This window comes from Allobosea thiooxidans (genome assembly GCF_900168195.1).
Lineage (GTDB): Bacteria > Pseudomonadota > Alphaproteobacteria > Rhizobiales > Beijerinckiaceae > Allobosea > Allobosea thiooxidans.
Genome location: NZ_FUYX01000005.1, coordinates 184,773 through 198,156, shown reverse-complemented (window position 1 = coordinate 198,156; position 13,384 = coordinate 184,773). Strand labels below are relative to the sequence as shown.

Sequence of the window (13,384 nt, the reverse complement as noted above, 5' to 3'; positions counted from 1 at the left end):
TTACCCTTTCCGCCGATGCATCCACCCTCGCTTAGGAGTTCCGGCCGGATAACGCCCGCGCCGGAGCAGCCGGCCGTCGCGCCGTAGCCGGCCGACGCATGCCGCAGGAGCGTCAGGCCGGGGATGTCTGTGACCGCGATCATCAAGGCGATGCGGCCACATCACTGGCTGAAGAACGGCCTCGTCTTCGTCCCGATCCTGCTCAATCACGACGTCTTCGATCCGGAGGCGCTCTGGCACGGCCTCATCGCCTTCGTCGCCTTCAGCCTGATCGCTTCGGCGGTCTACCTGCTCAACGACATCAAGGATGTCGAGGCCGACCGGCGCCACCCGACGAAACGGCGGCGCCCGCTCGCCGCCGGCGAGATCACCGCCGCACAGGCCTACGCCGCCGTGCCGGTGCTGCTCGTCGCCGCCTTCTCGACCGCGCTGCTCGTGCCCCAGCCGCGAAACTTCCTGCTCGTGCTGCTGGCCTATCTCTTCCTGGCCATCGCCTATCTGCTGGTGCTGAAGCGCAAGCTCCTGGTCGATGTGCTCGGCCTTGCCGCGATGCACACGCTGCGCATCCTGGCAGGCAGCGCCGCAGCCGCGATCCCGGCCTCCTCCTGGCTGCTCGCCTTCTCGATGTTCCTGTTCCTGAGCCTGGCGCTGGTGAAGCGCTATGCCGAGCTGCGCCTGACCCAGGATCAGTCCGGCCTGAAGAATGCGGGGCGCGGGTACCATGCCGAGGACCTGGAGGCCCTGTCCCAGCTCGGCATGGCCTCGGGTTGCACCTGCGCCCTCATCATGGCGCTCTATGTCGACAGCGCCAATGTGAAGCAGCTCTACCGCCATCCCGAGCTGATCTGGCTGATCTGCCCCATCATCCTCTACCAGATGGCCCGCATCTGGTTCCTGGCGCGCCGCGGCCAAATGCCGGACGATCCGCTCGTCTTCATGATCCGCGACTGGCGCAGCCAGTTCATGGGCCTGCTGGTGGCCACGATCATGGTCGCCGCGACGGTTCTTCCATGACCCCGGACTTCCGATCCTGGGGCGGTCTCCGGGCCCGGGACAGCGAGATCGTCGACGCGCGCGACTGGATCGAGGCGCCCTCGCGCCATCGCCGCCCCGCCCTGGCCTATGGCAACGGCCGCTCCTATGGCGATTCCTGCCTCAACGACGGTGGCGCGCTGATCGACATGCGCGGCCTCGACGAGATCCTGTTCTTCGATCGCGAGACCGGGCTGTTGACCTGCGGCGCCGGGCTGAGGCTCGACCGGCTGCTCGATCTCACGGTGCCGGCCGGCTGGTTCCCCGCGGTCACGCCCGGCACCAGCCTCGTCACCATCGGCGGCGCTCTCGCCAACGACGTCCATGGCAAGAACCATCACCGCGCCGGCACCTTCGGCCGCCATGTCCGCGCCTTCGAGCTGATGCGCTCGGACGGCCAGCGCCAGATCTGCGCGCCCGACCTCAACCCCGAGCTCTTCGCCGCGACCATCGGCGGCTTCGGCCTGACCGGCCTCGTCACCCAGGTGACCCTGCAGCTGATGCCGATCGCCTCGGCCGAGATGGAGCAGGAGGTGCTGCATTTCGACGGCCTCGACCGCTTCTTCGCCATCGCCGCCGAATCCGACGCGACCCATGACTACACCGTCGCCTGGGTCGACGCGCTCGCCGGCGGCCGGGACTTCGGCCGCGGCGTCTTCTTCCGCGCCAATCACGCCCCGGCCACCAACGCGCCGCCGCCGCGCGCCGGGCGCGGCCTGCCCTTCCCGCTGAAGCCGCCCGTCCCGCTCATCAACCGCACGACCTTGCGGGCCTTCAACTGGCTCTATCGAAGCGGCCAGCCGCGCGACCCCGAGGCACGGCGCGTTCCCTATCAGCCCTTCTTCTATCCGCTCGACCGCATCCACGACTGGAACCGCGCCTATGGGCCGAAGGGCCTGCGGCAGTTCCAATGCGTGGTTCCGATGGCGCATGCGCGCGACGCCGTGACCGAGATGCTGGAGCGCACGCTCGCGGCGGGAGAGGCTTCCTTCCTGACCGTGCTGAAGCTCTTCGGCGACAAGCCTTCCCCGGGGCTGATGTCCTTCCCCATACCCGGGGCGACACTGACGCTCGACTTCCCCAATCGCGGCGCGCGCACCGAAAGCCTGCTCGCCGCGCTCGATCGCGTCGCCATCGCCGCCGGCGGACGGGTGAACCCCTACAAGGACGCGCGCATGCCGGCCGCGACCTTCGAAGCCTCCTTCCCGCATTGGCGCGACTTCGCCCGCCATGTCGACCAAGGCTTCTGCTCGAATTTCTGGCGGCGCGTGACGGCGGGGTGAGGCTTCGCGCCGCAGGTCATCACAGCCCTGTGAGCCGTGCGGGTCCGCGGCTCCACATCACCGAGCCCCGCTGCTAGGTGCCGGCCATGACCCGTTTCAGGAATCACGCACCGCGACCGCAATCGAACGACGCCCACCAGCCGACGCGCCGCGAGGCGCTTGCGCTTGGCCTGCTTTCGCCGCTCGCCGCCACCCCGGCAGCGGCAGCGCAGCCGCCGCTCTTCTCCGGGCCGAGCTCGCAATTCATCCAGATCGACCCGCCGGAGCCGGCCGGCACGCTCCAGCTCACCGACCTTGCCGGTAGGCGCAAGCCGCTCTCGGCCTATCGCGGCAAGGCGGTTCTCCTGAACTTCTGGGCGAGCTGGTGCCCGCCCTGCCGGCGCGAATTGCCGATCCTGCAACGCCTCCAGGCGAGAGCGGCACGCGAGCCCTTCGTCGTCCTGCCGGTCTCGCTCGACAAGTCCGTGTCGACCGTGACGGGTTATCTCAGGCGGCTGGGCCTTGCCGACCTCACGAGCTTCATCGATGCCGAGGGAGCCGTCGCCTCCGGGCCGAAATCGGCCGTACCCACCCCCTTCCCGCTCTATGGCATGCCGATGACCTATGTCCTCGACCGCGAGGCGCGCAGCGTCGGCTACCTCGTCGGAGAGGCGGATTGGAACAGCCCTGCGGGGCTGGAGCTGCTGCGTTTCTACGCGAAAGCGGGCTGAGCCCCCGCATCCGAAAAAAAATCTCCGCCTTTGAACCTGCGGGCCGCAGCCTGCGACCAATGGGCATGGAGGGCGGACCGTTCGCTCTCGCAACAGTCGGGAGACGAGCATGACGACGTTCCGCAAGACCGTGACCGCGACCCTCGCGGCCCTGACCCTGGCCACCACCTTCATCGCTTCCGGCGCCGAGGCGCGGCCGCGCTGGCGTCATGGTTACGGCTGGGGCGTCGGGGCCGGCGTGGTCGGCGCGATCGCTGCGGGCGCCATCATCGCCGGCGCCACCCGCCCCGCCTATGGCTACGGCTACTACGACGCCCCTGCCCCCGTCCGCTCCTGCGACCTGGTCGAGCGCTTCGACCGCTGGGGCAACGTCATCGGCTACCGCCGGGTCTGCGGCTACTACTGAGCCGTCCCGTCTGCAGAGTTTCGAGACCAGACTGAAAAGGGCCGGCAGATGCCGGCCCTCTTTTCGTTTTCACCCCGATCCTGTCCGTCATTGCGAGCTACGTTCCTCGCAATGACGGCTGCAATCAGCCCTTGGCGGCGGCGACCTTGCGCAGATAGCCGGTGACGATACCCGTCACGCCGCGCGACAGCACCTCGTCCAGCGCCGAAATGAATTCGTCGCACTGCTCGCGCGTGACGATCAGCGGCGGCTCCAGCCGGATGACGTTGCGGTTGTATTCGGTGAAGGCGACGAGCACGTCGTGCTCCTTCAGCAGGAGCGCGCCGACGAAGCCGCAGAGCGAGCCCTTCAGCTTGTCGTCGAGCAGCGCGACCATGTGCTTGAGCCCGAAAGGCATGGTCTCGCTGATGTCCTGGAACTCGACGCCGATCATCAGGCCGCGCCCGCGGATCTCCTTCAGCAGGGTCGGATACTTCGCGCGCAATCCGTTCAGCCGCTCGATCAGGTAGTCACCCTGGCGCCGGGCATTACCCATCAGGTCCTCGTCATAGAGGACGTTGAGCGCCTCGATCGCCGAGACGCAGGCCTCGCCCATGCCGCCGAAGGTCGCCTGCGCATGGATCAGCGCCGTCTTCGGCTTGCCATAGGCTTTCATGTAGACCTCGCGCCGAGCGATCATCGCGCCCATCGCCGCCTTGGAGCCGCCGAGCGCCTTGGCGAGCGCCGTCACATCCGGCACGACGCCGTCACGCTCGAAGGCGAAGAACTGGCCGGTGCGGCCGAGCCCGCACTGCACCTCGTCGGCAATCCAGAGCACGCCGTGCTTGTCGCAGAGTGCGCGCAGCTCGCGCCAGAAGCCTTCCGGCGCCTCGACGATGCCGCCGCCGCCCTGGATCGTCTCCATCACCACGATGCCGATCGCCGGATCGCTCTCCAGCGCGAGGCGAACCGCCTCGATATTGCCGAAGGGCACCTTGATCCGGTTCTCGACCAGCTTGAACTGCGACTGGTAGAGCGTCGAATCCGTGACCGAGAGCACGCCCTTGGTCTTGCCGTGGAACGAGTTCGCGGCATGCAGGATCTTCGACTTCGCCGGCCCCTGCGCCTGCTCGGCCACCTTCAGCGCCGCCTCCATCGCCTCCGAGCCGGTGGAGCCGAGGAAGACCATGTCGAGATCGCCCGGCGCGATGGTGGCGAGGTTCTTCGCCAGCGCCGCCGCATATTGCGACATGAACGCCATGCAGATCTCGTGGCGGTTCTCGTCCTGGAACTTCTGCCGCGCGGCGATGATGCGCGGATGGTTGTGCCCGAAGGCGACCGAGCAGAAGCCGCCGAAGAAATCGAGGATCCTGCGGCCGTCCCTGGTGATGTAGTGCATGCCCTCGGCGCGATCGACGAGGATCCTGTCGAAGCCGAGCAGCTTCAGGAAATGCAGCTGGCCGGGGTTGAGATGCGCGGCGAAGAGCTCCTTCACCTGGCCGGCGTCGAGCTGCTTGGCGGCCTCGACGCTGATGAGCTGCGGGCGGGCGCCGGTCATGGCGGTATCCTCGGGCTTGAAGGCGGGCATGCTCATGCTGCGAGGCTCCTCGGCGCCGGCTTCTGGCCATCCTTGGCCTTGCGGTATTCGGTATAGGCGGCGAGCAGCATGTCCTCGTCGCGGTATCGCGGCCGCCAGCCCAGTTCGCGCTTGGCCTTGGAGGTGTCGAGGATGCAGACCTCGTCGGCGATCTTGTACTGCTCCGGGTCCATGATCGGCATGTTGATCGCGTCGAGCGCATCGAGGGTGAGCTTCACCAGCGGCGCGGGCGTCGGCAGCAGGATCGATTTCGAGCCGGCATGCCTGATCAGGTCACCGAGCAGCTTCTTCACCGGCGGCGGATCGTCCGAACCGAGATTATAGGCTTCGTTCGGGAAACCCGCCTTCCAGGCCGCGACGCAGGCGCTGGCGCAGTCGAAAACCGAGATGAACTGGTAGGGGTTGTTGCCGCCGCCGATCATCGGCACCGGCAGGTTCATGTCGATCAGCCTGAACAGCTTGACCAGGATGCCGAGCCGCCCCGGCCCGATGATCAGCCGCGGCCGGAAGATCGGGATCCTGAAGCCCTTCGCCCGGTATTCCTCGGCGAGGCGCTCGGTGGCGAGCTTGCTCTCGCCATATTCGCCGAGCGGCTTGGCCGGGTGCGTCTCGTCCTGCGGCACCGTGACCGAATGGCCGTAGATCATGTCGGTGGTGAAGTGGACGAGCCGGTCGGCGCCGTTCTTCTCCATCCAGTGCAGGATGTTCTGGGTGCCATGATAGTTCACCGGCCAGAAGAAATCGCGCCGCTCGGCGCGCGTCACGATCGGCGAGAGCATCTTGGCCGAGAGGTTGTAGACCACGTCCTGCGGCGCAAGCGGGGTGCTCTCCACGCTCTCCGCCCGGGTCACGTCGGCCTTCAGGAACGGCACCGTGGCGTAATGCGCGTGATCGCTCTTGTGGATGTCGACGACCAGGACCGCCTCGCCCATCGCCGCGAGGTCTGCGGCGAGATGCGAGCCGACGAAGCCGTCGCCGCCGATGATGATGTGCCTCATCGCTTCAGCCCTGGGGGTCGGCGGGCAGGCGCGGACGTTGCCTGCGCACCGGCACGGGGACCGGCCGCAAGGCGGCCTGCGGCGCGAACAGGGCGCCGAGGCGCAGGAACAGGCGCAAGAACAAGCTCATGATCAGGTCCATGTTTCCCTCAGCTTTGTGCGATGAAGACGGTGCCGAGCACGATCAGGCCGATGCCGGCGACGCGCGTCGGGCTCAGATCCTCGTGGAAGACGAAATAGGCGTAGGCCGCGACGACGACATAGGCGAGACTCAGGAACGGGTAGGCGTAGCTGATCTGCACCTTGGACAGCACGATCAGGTGCGAGGCCATGCTGACCACGAAAGTGCACAGTCCCGCGAAGACGAAGGGGTTGAAGACGACGCGGAAGACCGTGCCGATCAACCCGTCATGGGCGAGGTCGAAGGCGCCGAGCCCGCTCATGCCGCGCTTCAGCATCAGCTGGGCCGCCGCATTGGTCAGCACCGTGAACAGGATCAGGGGAACATAGGCGTTCATCGTGGCGCTGGCGGTTCCGCGTGGCGTTCTTGCCGGTCGGAATGCCGCGGAAAACCCTTCAAATGCCTTAGGGTCAGGTGCCGACTTGTCCGTAGCGTTAAGGGGAAGCTGCCGCGATCGACGAAACACGGCATGACCGCCGTCGCTGACGCGATCTGACGCGCGCCGACCTATCCTGCCGCCGAACGGAGACCGACCATGCCCCTCCCCAATCGCGTCAGGCCCGACGGAACGCTCTTCGCGAACCCGGCCCGCGGCACGTTCTTCGGCAATCGCGGCGGGCGTTTCCACGATCCCGAAAACCGCACCGTCCCCACCCGCATCCAGGCGACGCAGCACTGGCTCTGCTGCGTGCTCTCCTTCAAGGAGCGGCGCCGCAAGGTCTGGGGCCGCGGCTATACCGAGCTCTTCTTCTGCGACGAGGTGACGGCGCTGGCGGCCGGCCACCGCCCCTGCATGGAATGCCGCCGCCGCGACGCCCTCGCCTATCGCGACGCGCTGGTGAAGGGGCTCGGCCTCGCACAGACCCCGCTCTTCCCCGAGATCGACCGCATCCTCGATGCCGATCGGCGGATCGGCCGCGCCAAGCGCACGCATCCCCTGCCGGCCGAGACGCTGCCGGATGGAACGATGCTGCTCTCCGGCGATGGAGCCTTCCTGGCATTGTGCGGCGCTTCCGCCCTGCTCTGGTCGCCGGCGGGCTATGTCGCGCTTCGCTCCCGCCCGGAAGGGTTAGCGACCGTCCTCACCCCGCCGGCCACGCTGGCGGCACTGGCCAATGGCTACCGGCCGCTCTGGCACCCCAGCGCGCAGGCGCTGGCTGCAGCTCCCGGCGCAGACCGATAGGAACTTTCCCCCAGACGGGAGCGTTGCCACAGCATCTTCCTTTCAATGAGGGGCTGTTCGATGCGCTCGATCATTCTGTGGCTTGTGGGTGTTCCGATCCCGATCATCATCCTGTTGTGGTTCTTCATGAAATAGGCGGATGGCGCTTTCGTCGACGAGGCCGGGCCCGCGCCCGGCCTCGCTGCTTTTGGGCATGCTGCCGCCACGGGCTGACAGGCGATCATGCTTCTCCGGCATGGTCCCGCCGTCGCAACCCCGGCCAACCTGACCTATATGCGGTCCATGCACGCACCATCGACACCGCCGATCATCTCGGTCTCGGGCCTGTCCAAGACCTATGCCACCGGCTTCAGCGCGCTGAAATCGGTCGATCTCGCCATCAAACGCGGCGAGATCTTCGCTCTGCTCGGCCCCAACGGCGCCGGCAAGACCACGCTGATCAGCATCATCTGCGGGCTGGTGCGGCCGAGCACGGGCACCGTCACGGCCGATGGCCACGACATCCAGCGGGACTACCGCGCCGCGCGCTCCGCCATCGGCCTCGTCCCGCAGGAGCTGACCACCGACGCCTTCGAGACGGTCTGGGCGACCGTCAGCTTCAGCCGCGGCCTGTTCGGCAGGCCGAAGGACCCCGCTTTGATCGAGCGCATCCTCAAGGACCTCTCGCTCTGGGACAAGAAGGACACGCAGATCCGCCGCCTCTCCGGCGGCATGAAGCGGCGCGTCATGATCGCCAAGGCGCTCTCGCACGAGCCGCGCATCCTCTTCCTGGACGAGCCGACCGCCGGCGTCGACGTCGAGCTCCGCCAGGACATGTGGCAGATGGTGCGCCGGCTCAGGGATGACGGCGTCACCATCATCCTGACCACCCATTATATCGAGGAGGCCGAGGAGATGGCCGATCGCGTCGGCGTCATCTCCAAGGGCGAGATCATCCTGGTCGAGGAGAAGGCCGAGCTGATGCGCAAGCTCGGCAAGAAGCAGCTCACCCTGCAGCTGCAGCAGCCGATCACCGGCGTTCCCGCCGCGCTCGCCGATTTCGACCTCAGGCTCTCGGCCGATGGCGAGGAGATCGTCTACACTTACGATACCCAGGCCGACCGCACCGGCATCACCACGCTGCTTCAGACCCTGTCGGAAGCCGGCATCCGCTTCCGCGACCTCAGCACCAGCCAGAGCTCGCTGGAGGAGATCTTCGTCAATCTGGTGAGGGAGCGGGCATGAGCGCCGCGAGCTTCAACCCGCGCGCGATCGCCGCGATCTACCGCTTCGAGATGGCGCGCACCTGGCGCACGCCGCTGCAGAGCATCGTCTCGCCGGTGCTCTCGACCTCGCTCTATTTCATCGTCTTCGGCGGCGCGATCGGCTCGCGCATGCAGGAAATCGACGGCGTGCCCTATGGCGCCTTCATCGTGCCCGGCCTGATCATGCTCTCGCTCTTGACGCAGAGCATCGCCAACGCCTCCTTCGCGATCTATTTCCCGAAATTCACCGGCACGATCTACGAATTGCTCTCGGCGCCAGTGGCCTGGTGGGAGGCCGTGATCGCCTATGTCGGCGCGGCCGCGTCGAAATCGATCCTGCTCGGCCTCATCATCCTGCTGACCGCCACCTTCTTCGTGCCACTCAGGATCGAGCATCCGGGCATGATGCTGCTGTTCCTGGTGCTGACGGCCACGACCTTCAGCCTGTTCGGCTTCATCATCGGCATCTGGGCCGACGGCTTCGAGAAGCTCCAGGTCATCCCGCTGCTGATCGTGACGCCGCTGGCCTTCCTCGGCGGCTCCTTCTACTCGATCAGCATGCTGCCGCCCTTCTGGCAGACGGTGACGCTGTTCAATCCCGTGGTCTACCTGATCAGCGGCTTCCGCTGGAGCTTCTTCGGCCTCGCCGATGTCAGCCTCGGCGTAAGCCTGGGCATGACGCTGCTCTTCCTTGCCGCCTGCATCGCCATCGTCGGCTGGATCTTCAAGACGGGCTACCGGCTGAAGAACTGAGCCGCAATCCTTCACCTCCGGCGTCATTGCTTCGTCGCTTCGCTCCTCGCAATGACGGCAGCGTAACGCACAAGCGCCGTTGACTTCCGCCCCGCATCCGTCTTGAAGCGGCCCATGACCGATCTTTCGACCCTCGAAGCGCCTGCGGCCGCCGCCGCGCCGCATGCGCGCCGGCGCACCTTCGCCATCATCTCGCACCCGGACGCGGGCAAGACGACGCTGACCGAGAAGCTGCTCTATTTCGGCGGCGCCATTCAGCTCGCCGGCGAGGTGCGCGCCAAGCAGGGCCGCCGCCAGACCTCCTCGGACTGGATGAAGATCGAGCGCCAGCGCGGCATCTCGGTCGTCACCTCGGTGATGACCTTCGAATATGGCGGCCATGTCTTCAACCTGCTCGACACGCCCGGCCACGAGGACTTCTCGGAAGACACCTATCGCACGCTGACCGCGGTCGACTCGGCGGTGATGGTGATCGACGCCGCCAAGGGCATCGAGGACCGCACCAAGAAGCTTTTCGAGGTTTGCCGGCTGCGCGACATCCCGATCGTCACCTTCATCAACAAGGTCGATCGCGAGACCCGCGATCCCTTCGACCTGATCAACGAGATCGAGACGACGCTGGCGCTCGACGTCGCGCCGATGACCTGGCCGGTCGGCCGCGGCCGCGAATTCGTCGGCACCTACGACCTCAAGGCCAACACCTTCCGCCGCAACCAGAAGGGCGACGAGAGCGCGCAGGACCAGAGTGTCTCCGGCTGGGACGATCCGCTTTTCGACGAGCTGCTGCCGAACGGCGCCGCCGAAACCTGGCGCGAGGAGGTCTTCCTCGCCAGCGAGGGCCTGAAGCCCTTCGATCTGCAGGCTTTCCGCGAGGGGCACCTGACCCCGCTCTATTTCGGCGCCGCCTTGCGCGACTACGGCGTGCGCGACCTGATCGACGCTCTCGGCGCCCATGCGCCGAGCCCGCGCGCCCAGCTGGCGGACAAGCGCCCGATCGAGGCTTCCGAGCCGAAGATGACCGGCTTCGTCTTCAAGATCCAGGCGAACATGGACCCGAACCATCGCGACCGCATCGCCTTCATGCGCGTCTGCTCGGGCAAGCTGACCCGCGGCATGAAGGCGAAGCTGGTTCGCACCGGCAAGCCGATGCCGCTCAACGCCCCGCAATTCTTCTTCGCGCGCGACCGCTCGATCGCGGAAGAGGCCTTCGCCGGCGACATCGTCGGCCTGCCCAACCATGGCACGCTGCGCATCGGCGACACCCTGACCGAGGGCGAGGACATCGTCTTCAAGGGCGTGCCGAGCTTCGCGCCGGAAATCCTGCGCCGCGTCAAGCTCAAGGATGCGATGAAGGCCAAGAAGCTGCGCGAGGCGCTGCAGCAGATGGCCGAGGAAGGCGTCGTCCAGCTCTTTCTGCCGCATGACGGCGCCCCCGCCATCGTCGGTGTCGTCGGCGCCCTCCAGCTCGACGTGCTGAAGGAGCGCATGGAGGTCGAGTATTCGCTGCCGATCGATTTCGAGCCCTGCCAGTTCGCGATCGCGCGCTGGATCTCCTCGGACGACAAGCTGGCGCTGCAGAAATTCGTCGGGGCCAAGCCCTCGGTCATGGCCGACGACCTCGACGGCGACCCGGTCTTCATGGCCTCGAGCCAGTTCACGCTGAAATACGACGCCGAGCGCGCGCCCGACATCCGCTTCTCGGACGTGAAGGACTACCAGAAGGTCACGAAGGGCTGAGCCGGAAACGGCCCCGATCGCCACTGTGGCCTGAACGCGACAGGCCGCGGCGCGCGCCTGTCGGGTTGATCCGGATCAATACGCATCGCGCGAAACCGGCGCTGATGGAGGCATGAGACTCGCGGCGCGTTCGGCGCCCGGGCCTCGCCACTCCTGGGGCTGCCGCCATGACTTCTCGCTCGATCCGTCTTTCCCTTGCCGCCACGCTGCTCGGCGCCACGGCGCTGACAAGCGCTCATGCGGCCGACCTGCCTTCGACCAAGGCGGCACCCCTGGCGCCGATCATGACCAGCTGGAGCCCGTGGATGATCCGCGGCCGCGCGCTTTTCGTCGTGCCGCAGGAGGAGGCCAATCTCAGGCTGGGCGGCGCACCGGTCGTCGGCGGCAAGGTCGACATCTCCAACTCGGTCGTGCCCGAGCTCGACATCACCTACTTCTTCACGAAGAACTTCGCCGCCGAGCTCATCCTCGGCGTCACCCCGCATAATGTGAAGGGCGCGGGCAGCCTCGCCGGCGCGCGCATCGGCTCGGCCTGGCTGCTGCCGCCGACCCTGATGCTGCAGTACCACTTCACCGATCTCGGGCCGTTCAAGCCCTATCTCGGCGTCGGCGTGAACTACACCGTCTTCTTCAACGAGAAGGCGAAGGGCGGCTTCACCGACTTCGACCTGAAGGATTCCTTCGGCTTCGCCCTCCAGGCCGGCTTCGACTACATGATCGACGAGCATTGGGGCCTGAACTTCGACGTGAAGAAGCTCTTCCTGGAGCCCAAGGTGAAGGTGAACAACGGGCTCGTCGCCGGCAAGGTCAAGATCGACCCCTGGCTAATCGGCGCCGGCGTCACCTATCGCTTCTGAAGCTTTCCATCAGGCAGGATCGCCTGACGAGCCGGAACCGTCATTGCGAGGAGCATGGCGACGAAGCAATCCAGAGGCCGCAGGGCGAAAGGCTCGGCCCAGCCCACCTGGATTGCTTCGCTGCGCTCGCAATGACGTCCTGCCTCGCTTCAGCCGCGCCTTACATGTCCACGAAGCCCAGCGGAATCGCCGAAGTGGATTTGAGCTCCTCCATCGCGAACATCGAGGTCACGTCGCTGAGATCGATGCGCGAGATCAGCTTCTTGTAGAGCGCGTCATAGGCGGCGATGTCGGCAACATAGGCCTTGAGCAGGTAGTCGATCTCGCCGCTCATCCGGTAGAAATCGACGATCTCCGGCAGGTCGTGCACGGCCTGGTGGAAGCGCTCCAGCCACTCCATCGAATGGCGCGCCGTCTTGATCGCGATGAAGACGGTCACACCGGCCTTGAGCTTCTCCCGGTCAAGCAGCGCGACGCGGCGCTTGATGTAGCCGCCCTCTTCGAGCTTCTGCACCCGCCGCCAGCAGGGCGAGGACGACAGCCCCACCGCCTCCGCAAGCTCCGCCAGCGGCAGGCTCGCATCCTCCTGAAGTCGCGCCAGAATACGCAGGTCGAAAGCATCGAGCTTGGCCATGACACCTCGGCGGCTTCGGAATCCGTTTCCTTCCGGATGAAGGAAGCGGGGTGAATTTTCCACGCATCATCCTACATCGGGCATCAGATTCCAATCGAGGAAGAAAATTCTCCATCTCCGCAAACCGCTGCCCGCACGCATCCCGTATCATTTTCCTCACAATCGAGAGGGAACGGCATGCAGGGATTTCTGAGCGAGGAGCGGCGCGGGGCAGTGCTGCGCAGCCTGCGGACGGACGCCGGCACGCTGTCGCGCGACTACCTTGCCGCGGCGCGCGAGGTCCTGCAGGAGCTCGTCGCCATGCCGGACCTGGTCCGGCGCCTGCCGCTGGAGCGCAAGGCCGGCGGCTACAGCCGCAACCTGCTCGCCGGCAACGAGGCCGTCAGCGTCTGGGCGATCGTCTGGGACGAAGGCTCGTCGACCTGCATCCACGACCATCATTGCTCCTGCTGTTTCGGCGTCGTCTCCGGCTCCGTCACCGAGACCTGGTATCGCGCCATCGACGCCAGCCGCGCCGTGCCCACCGAGGAGCAGGAGCGCGAGCCGGGCTATGTCGCCTGCATGCTGCCCTCCGGGCCGAACATCCACCGCATGCGCAATTTCGGCCCGGGCGAGGCGATCTCGATCCATATCTACGGCTTCGACCATGAGGTCCGGGCCTCCTCGATCGAGACCGTGTACACCGCGGTCGACGGCTGAAGCCGCACGACGCCGTCCCGCCCTCGTACCGGGGATAACCCGGCCTCCTTGTCCCCGGCATCGCGATCGCGGCGATCATGCCCTCCTTTTC

General features: G+C 66.6%; 15 protein-coding genes. 10 read left to right on the top strand and 5 right to left on the bottom strand.

Annotation, left to right across the window (positions count from 1 at the left end; translation table 11 throughout):
- The first annotated feature begins 123 nt into the window (after window positions 1–123).
- From B5Y19_RS11435 to B5Y19_RS11420, 4 genes are all read left to right on the top strand, one after another.
- Window positions 124–1,014, top strand: coding sequence for a UbiA family prenyltransferase (locus B5Y19_RS11435; protein ID WP_055727313.1), 891 nt, complete (start codon window positions 124–126; stop codon window positions 1,012–1,014).
- The gene (locus B5Y19_RS11430) at window positions 1,011–2,315 is read left to right on the top strand and encodes an FAD-binding oxidoreductase (protein ID WP_055727314.1); all 1,305 of its coding nucleotides are present in this window, start codon (window positions 1,011–1,013) and stop codon (window positions 2,313–2,315) included. The genes B5Y19_RS11435 and B5Y19_RS11430 overlap by 4 nt, the downstream gene beginning before the upstream one ends.
- An 86-nt stretch (window positions 2,316–2,401) precedes the next feature.
- Window positions 2,402–3,025, top strand: a complete 624-nt coding sequence (locus B5Y19_RS11425; RefSeq protein WP_055727315.1) for a TlpA family protein disulfide reductase — start codon at window positions 2,402–2,404, stop codon at window positions 3,023–3,025.
- 109 nt (window positions 3,026–3,134) lie between these two features.
- Window positions 3,135–3,431, top strand: a complete 297-nt coding sequence (locus B5Y19_RS11420) for a hypothetical protein (protein WP_055727316.1) — start codon at window positions 3,135–3,137, stop codon at window positions 3,429–3,431.
- 124 nt (window positions 3,432–3,555) lie between these two features.
- Here B5Y19_RS11420 and B5Y19_RS11415 read toward each other — a convergent pair whose 3' ends face one another.
- The 4 genes from B5Y19_RS11415 to B5Y19_RS11405 are packed head-to-tail and all read right to left on the bottom strand — an operon-like array spanning window position 3,556 to window position 6,523.
- Complete coding sequence (locus tag B5Y19_RS11415; protein WP_079591492.1) at window positions 3,556–5,004, bottom strand: aspartate aminotransferase family protein; 1,449 nt, start codon at window positions 5,002–5,004, stop codon at window positions 3,556–3,558.
- A complete protein-coding gene (locus B5Y19_RS11410; RefSeq protein WP_055727318.1) occupies window positions 5,001–6,005 on the bottom strand; it encodes an NAD-dependent epimerase/dehydratase family protein in 1,005 nt (334 codons plus the stop codon). Before B5Y19_RS11410 ends, B5Y19_RS11415 begins: the two co-directional genes overlap by 4 nt.
- 4 nt (window positions 6,006–6,009) lie before the next feature.
- Window positions 6,010–6,147 (bottom strand): hypothetical protein, encoded by a 138-nt coding sequence (locus B5Y19_RS26095; RefSeq protein WP_156367023.1) that lies wholly within the window; start codon window positions 6,145–6,147, stop codon window positions 6,010–6,012.
- A 7-nt stretch (window positions 6,148–6,154) separates the two neighbouring features.
- A complete protein-coding gene (locus B5Y19_RS11405; RefSeq protein WP_055727319.1) occupies window positions 6,155–6,523 on the bottom strand; it encodes an EamA family transporter in 369 nt (122 codons plus the stop codon).
- A gap of 198 nt (window positions 6,524–6,721) precedes the next feature.
- On the opposite strand from B5Y19_RS11405, the gene B5Y19_RS11400 reads away from it, so the two are divergent.
- From B5Y19_RS11400 to B5Y19_RS11380, 5 genes are all read left to right on the top strand, one after another.
- The gene (locus B5Y19_RS11400; protein WP_055727320.1) at window positions 6,722–7,369 is read left to right on the top strand and encodes a hypothetical protein; all 648 of its coding nucleotides are present in this window, start codon (window positions 6,722–6,724) and stop codon (window positions 7,367–7,369) included.
- 282 nt (window positions 7,370–7,651) lie between these two features.
- On the top strand, window positions 7,652–8,593 hold the full coding sequence (locus tag B5Y19_RS11395; protein ID WP_055727347.1) for an ABC transporter ATP-binding protein: 942 nt from the start codon (window positions 7,652–7,654) through the stop codon (window positions 8,591–8,593).
- The gene (locus B5Y19_RS11390; protein ID WP_055727321.1) at window positions 8,590–9,366 is read left to right on the top strand and encodes an ABC transporter permease; all 777 of its coding nucleotides are present in this window, start codon (window positions 8,590–8,592) and stop codon (window positions 9,364–9,366) included. Before B5Y19_RS11395 ends, B5Y19_RS11390 begins: the two co-directional genes overlap by 4 nt.
- A 114-nt stretch (window positions 9,367–9,480) precedes the next feature.
- Window positions 9,481–11,103: a peptide chain release factor 3 gene (locus B5Y19_RS11385; RefSeq protein WP_055727322.1), complete on the top strand. Its 1,623-nt coding sequence runs from the start codon at window positions 9,481–9,483 to the stop codon at window positions 11,101–11,103.
- Between the two features lie 167 nt (window positions 11,104–11,270).
- On the top strand, window positions 11,271–11,960 hold the full coding sequence (locus B5Y19_RS11380) for an OmpW/AlkL family protein (RefSeq protein ID WP_055727323.1): 690 nt from the start codon (window positions 11,271–11,273) through the stop codon (window positions 11,958–11,960).
- Between the two features lie 160 nt (window positions 11,961–12,120).
- On the opposite strand, the gene B5Y19_RS11375 is transcribed toward B5Y19_RS11380, so the two are convergent.
- Entirely contained in the window at window positions 12,121–12,594 is a 474-nt protein-coding gene (locus tag B5Y19_RS11375; protein WP_055727324.1) for an Lrp/AsnC family transcriptional regulator, read from the bottom strand.
- A 177-nt stretch (window positions 12,595–12,771) separates the two neighbouring features.
- Between B5Y19_RS11375 and B5Y19_RS11370 the strand changes: the two genes are divergently transcribed.
- A complete protein-coding gene (locus B5Y19_RS11370; protein ID WP_055727325.1) occupies window positions 12,772–13,293 on the top strand; it encodes a cysteine dioxygenase in 522 nt (173 codons plus the stop codon).
- Window positions 13,294–13,384: the final 91 nt, after the last annotated feature.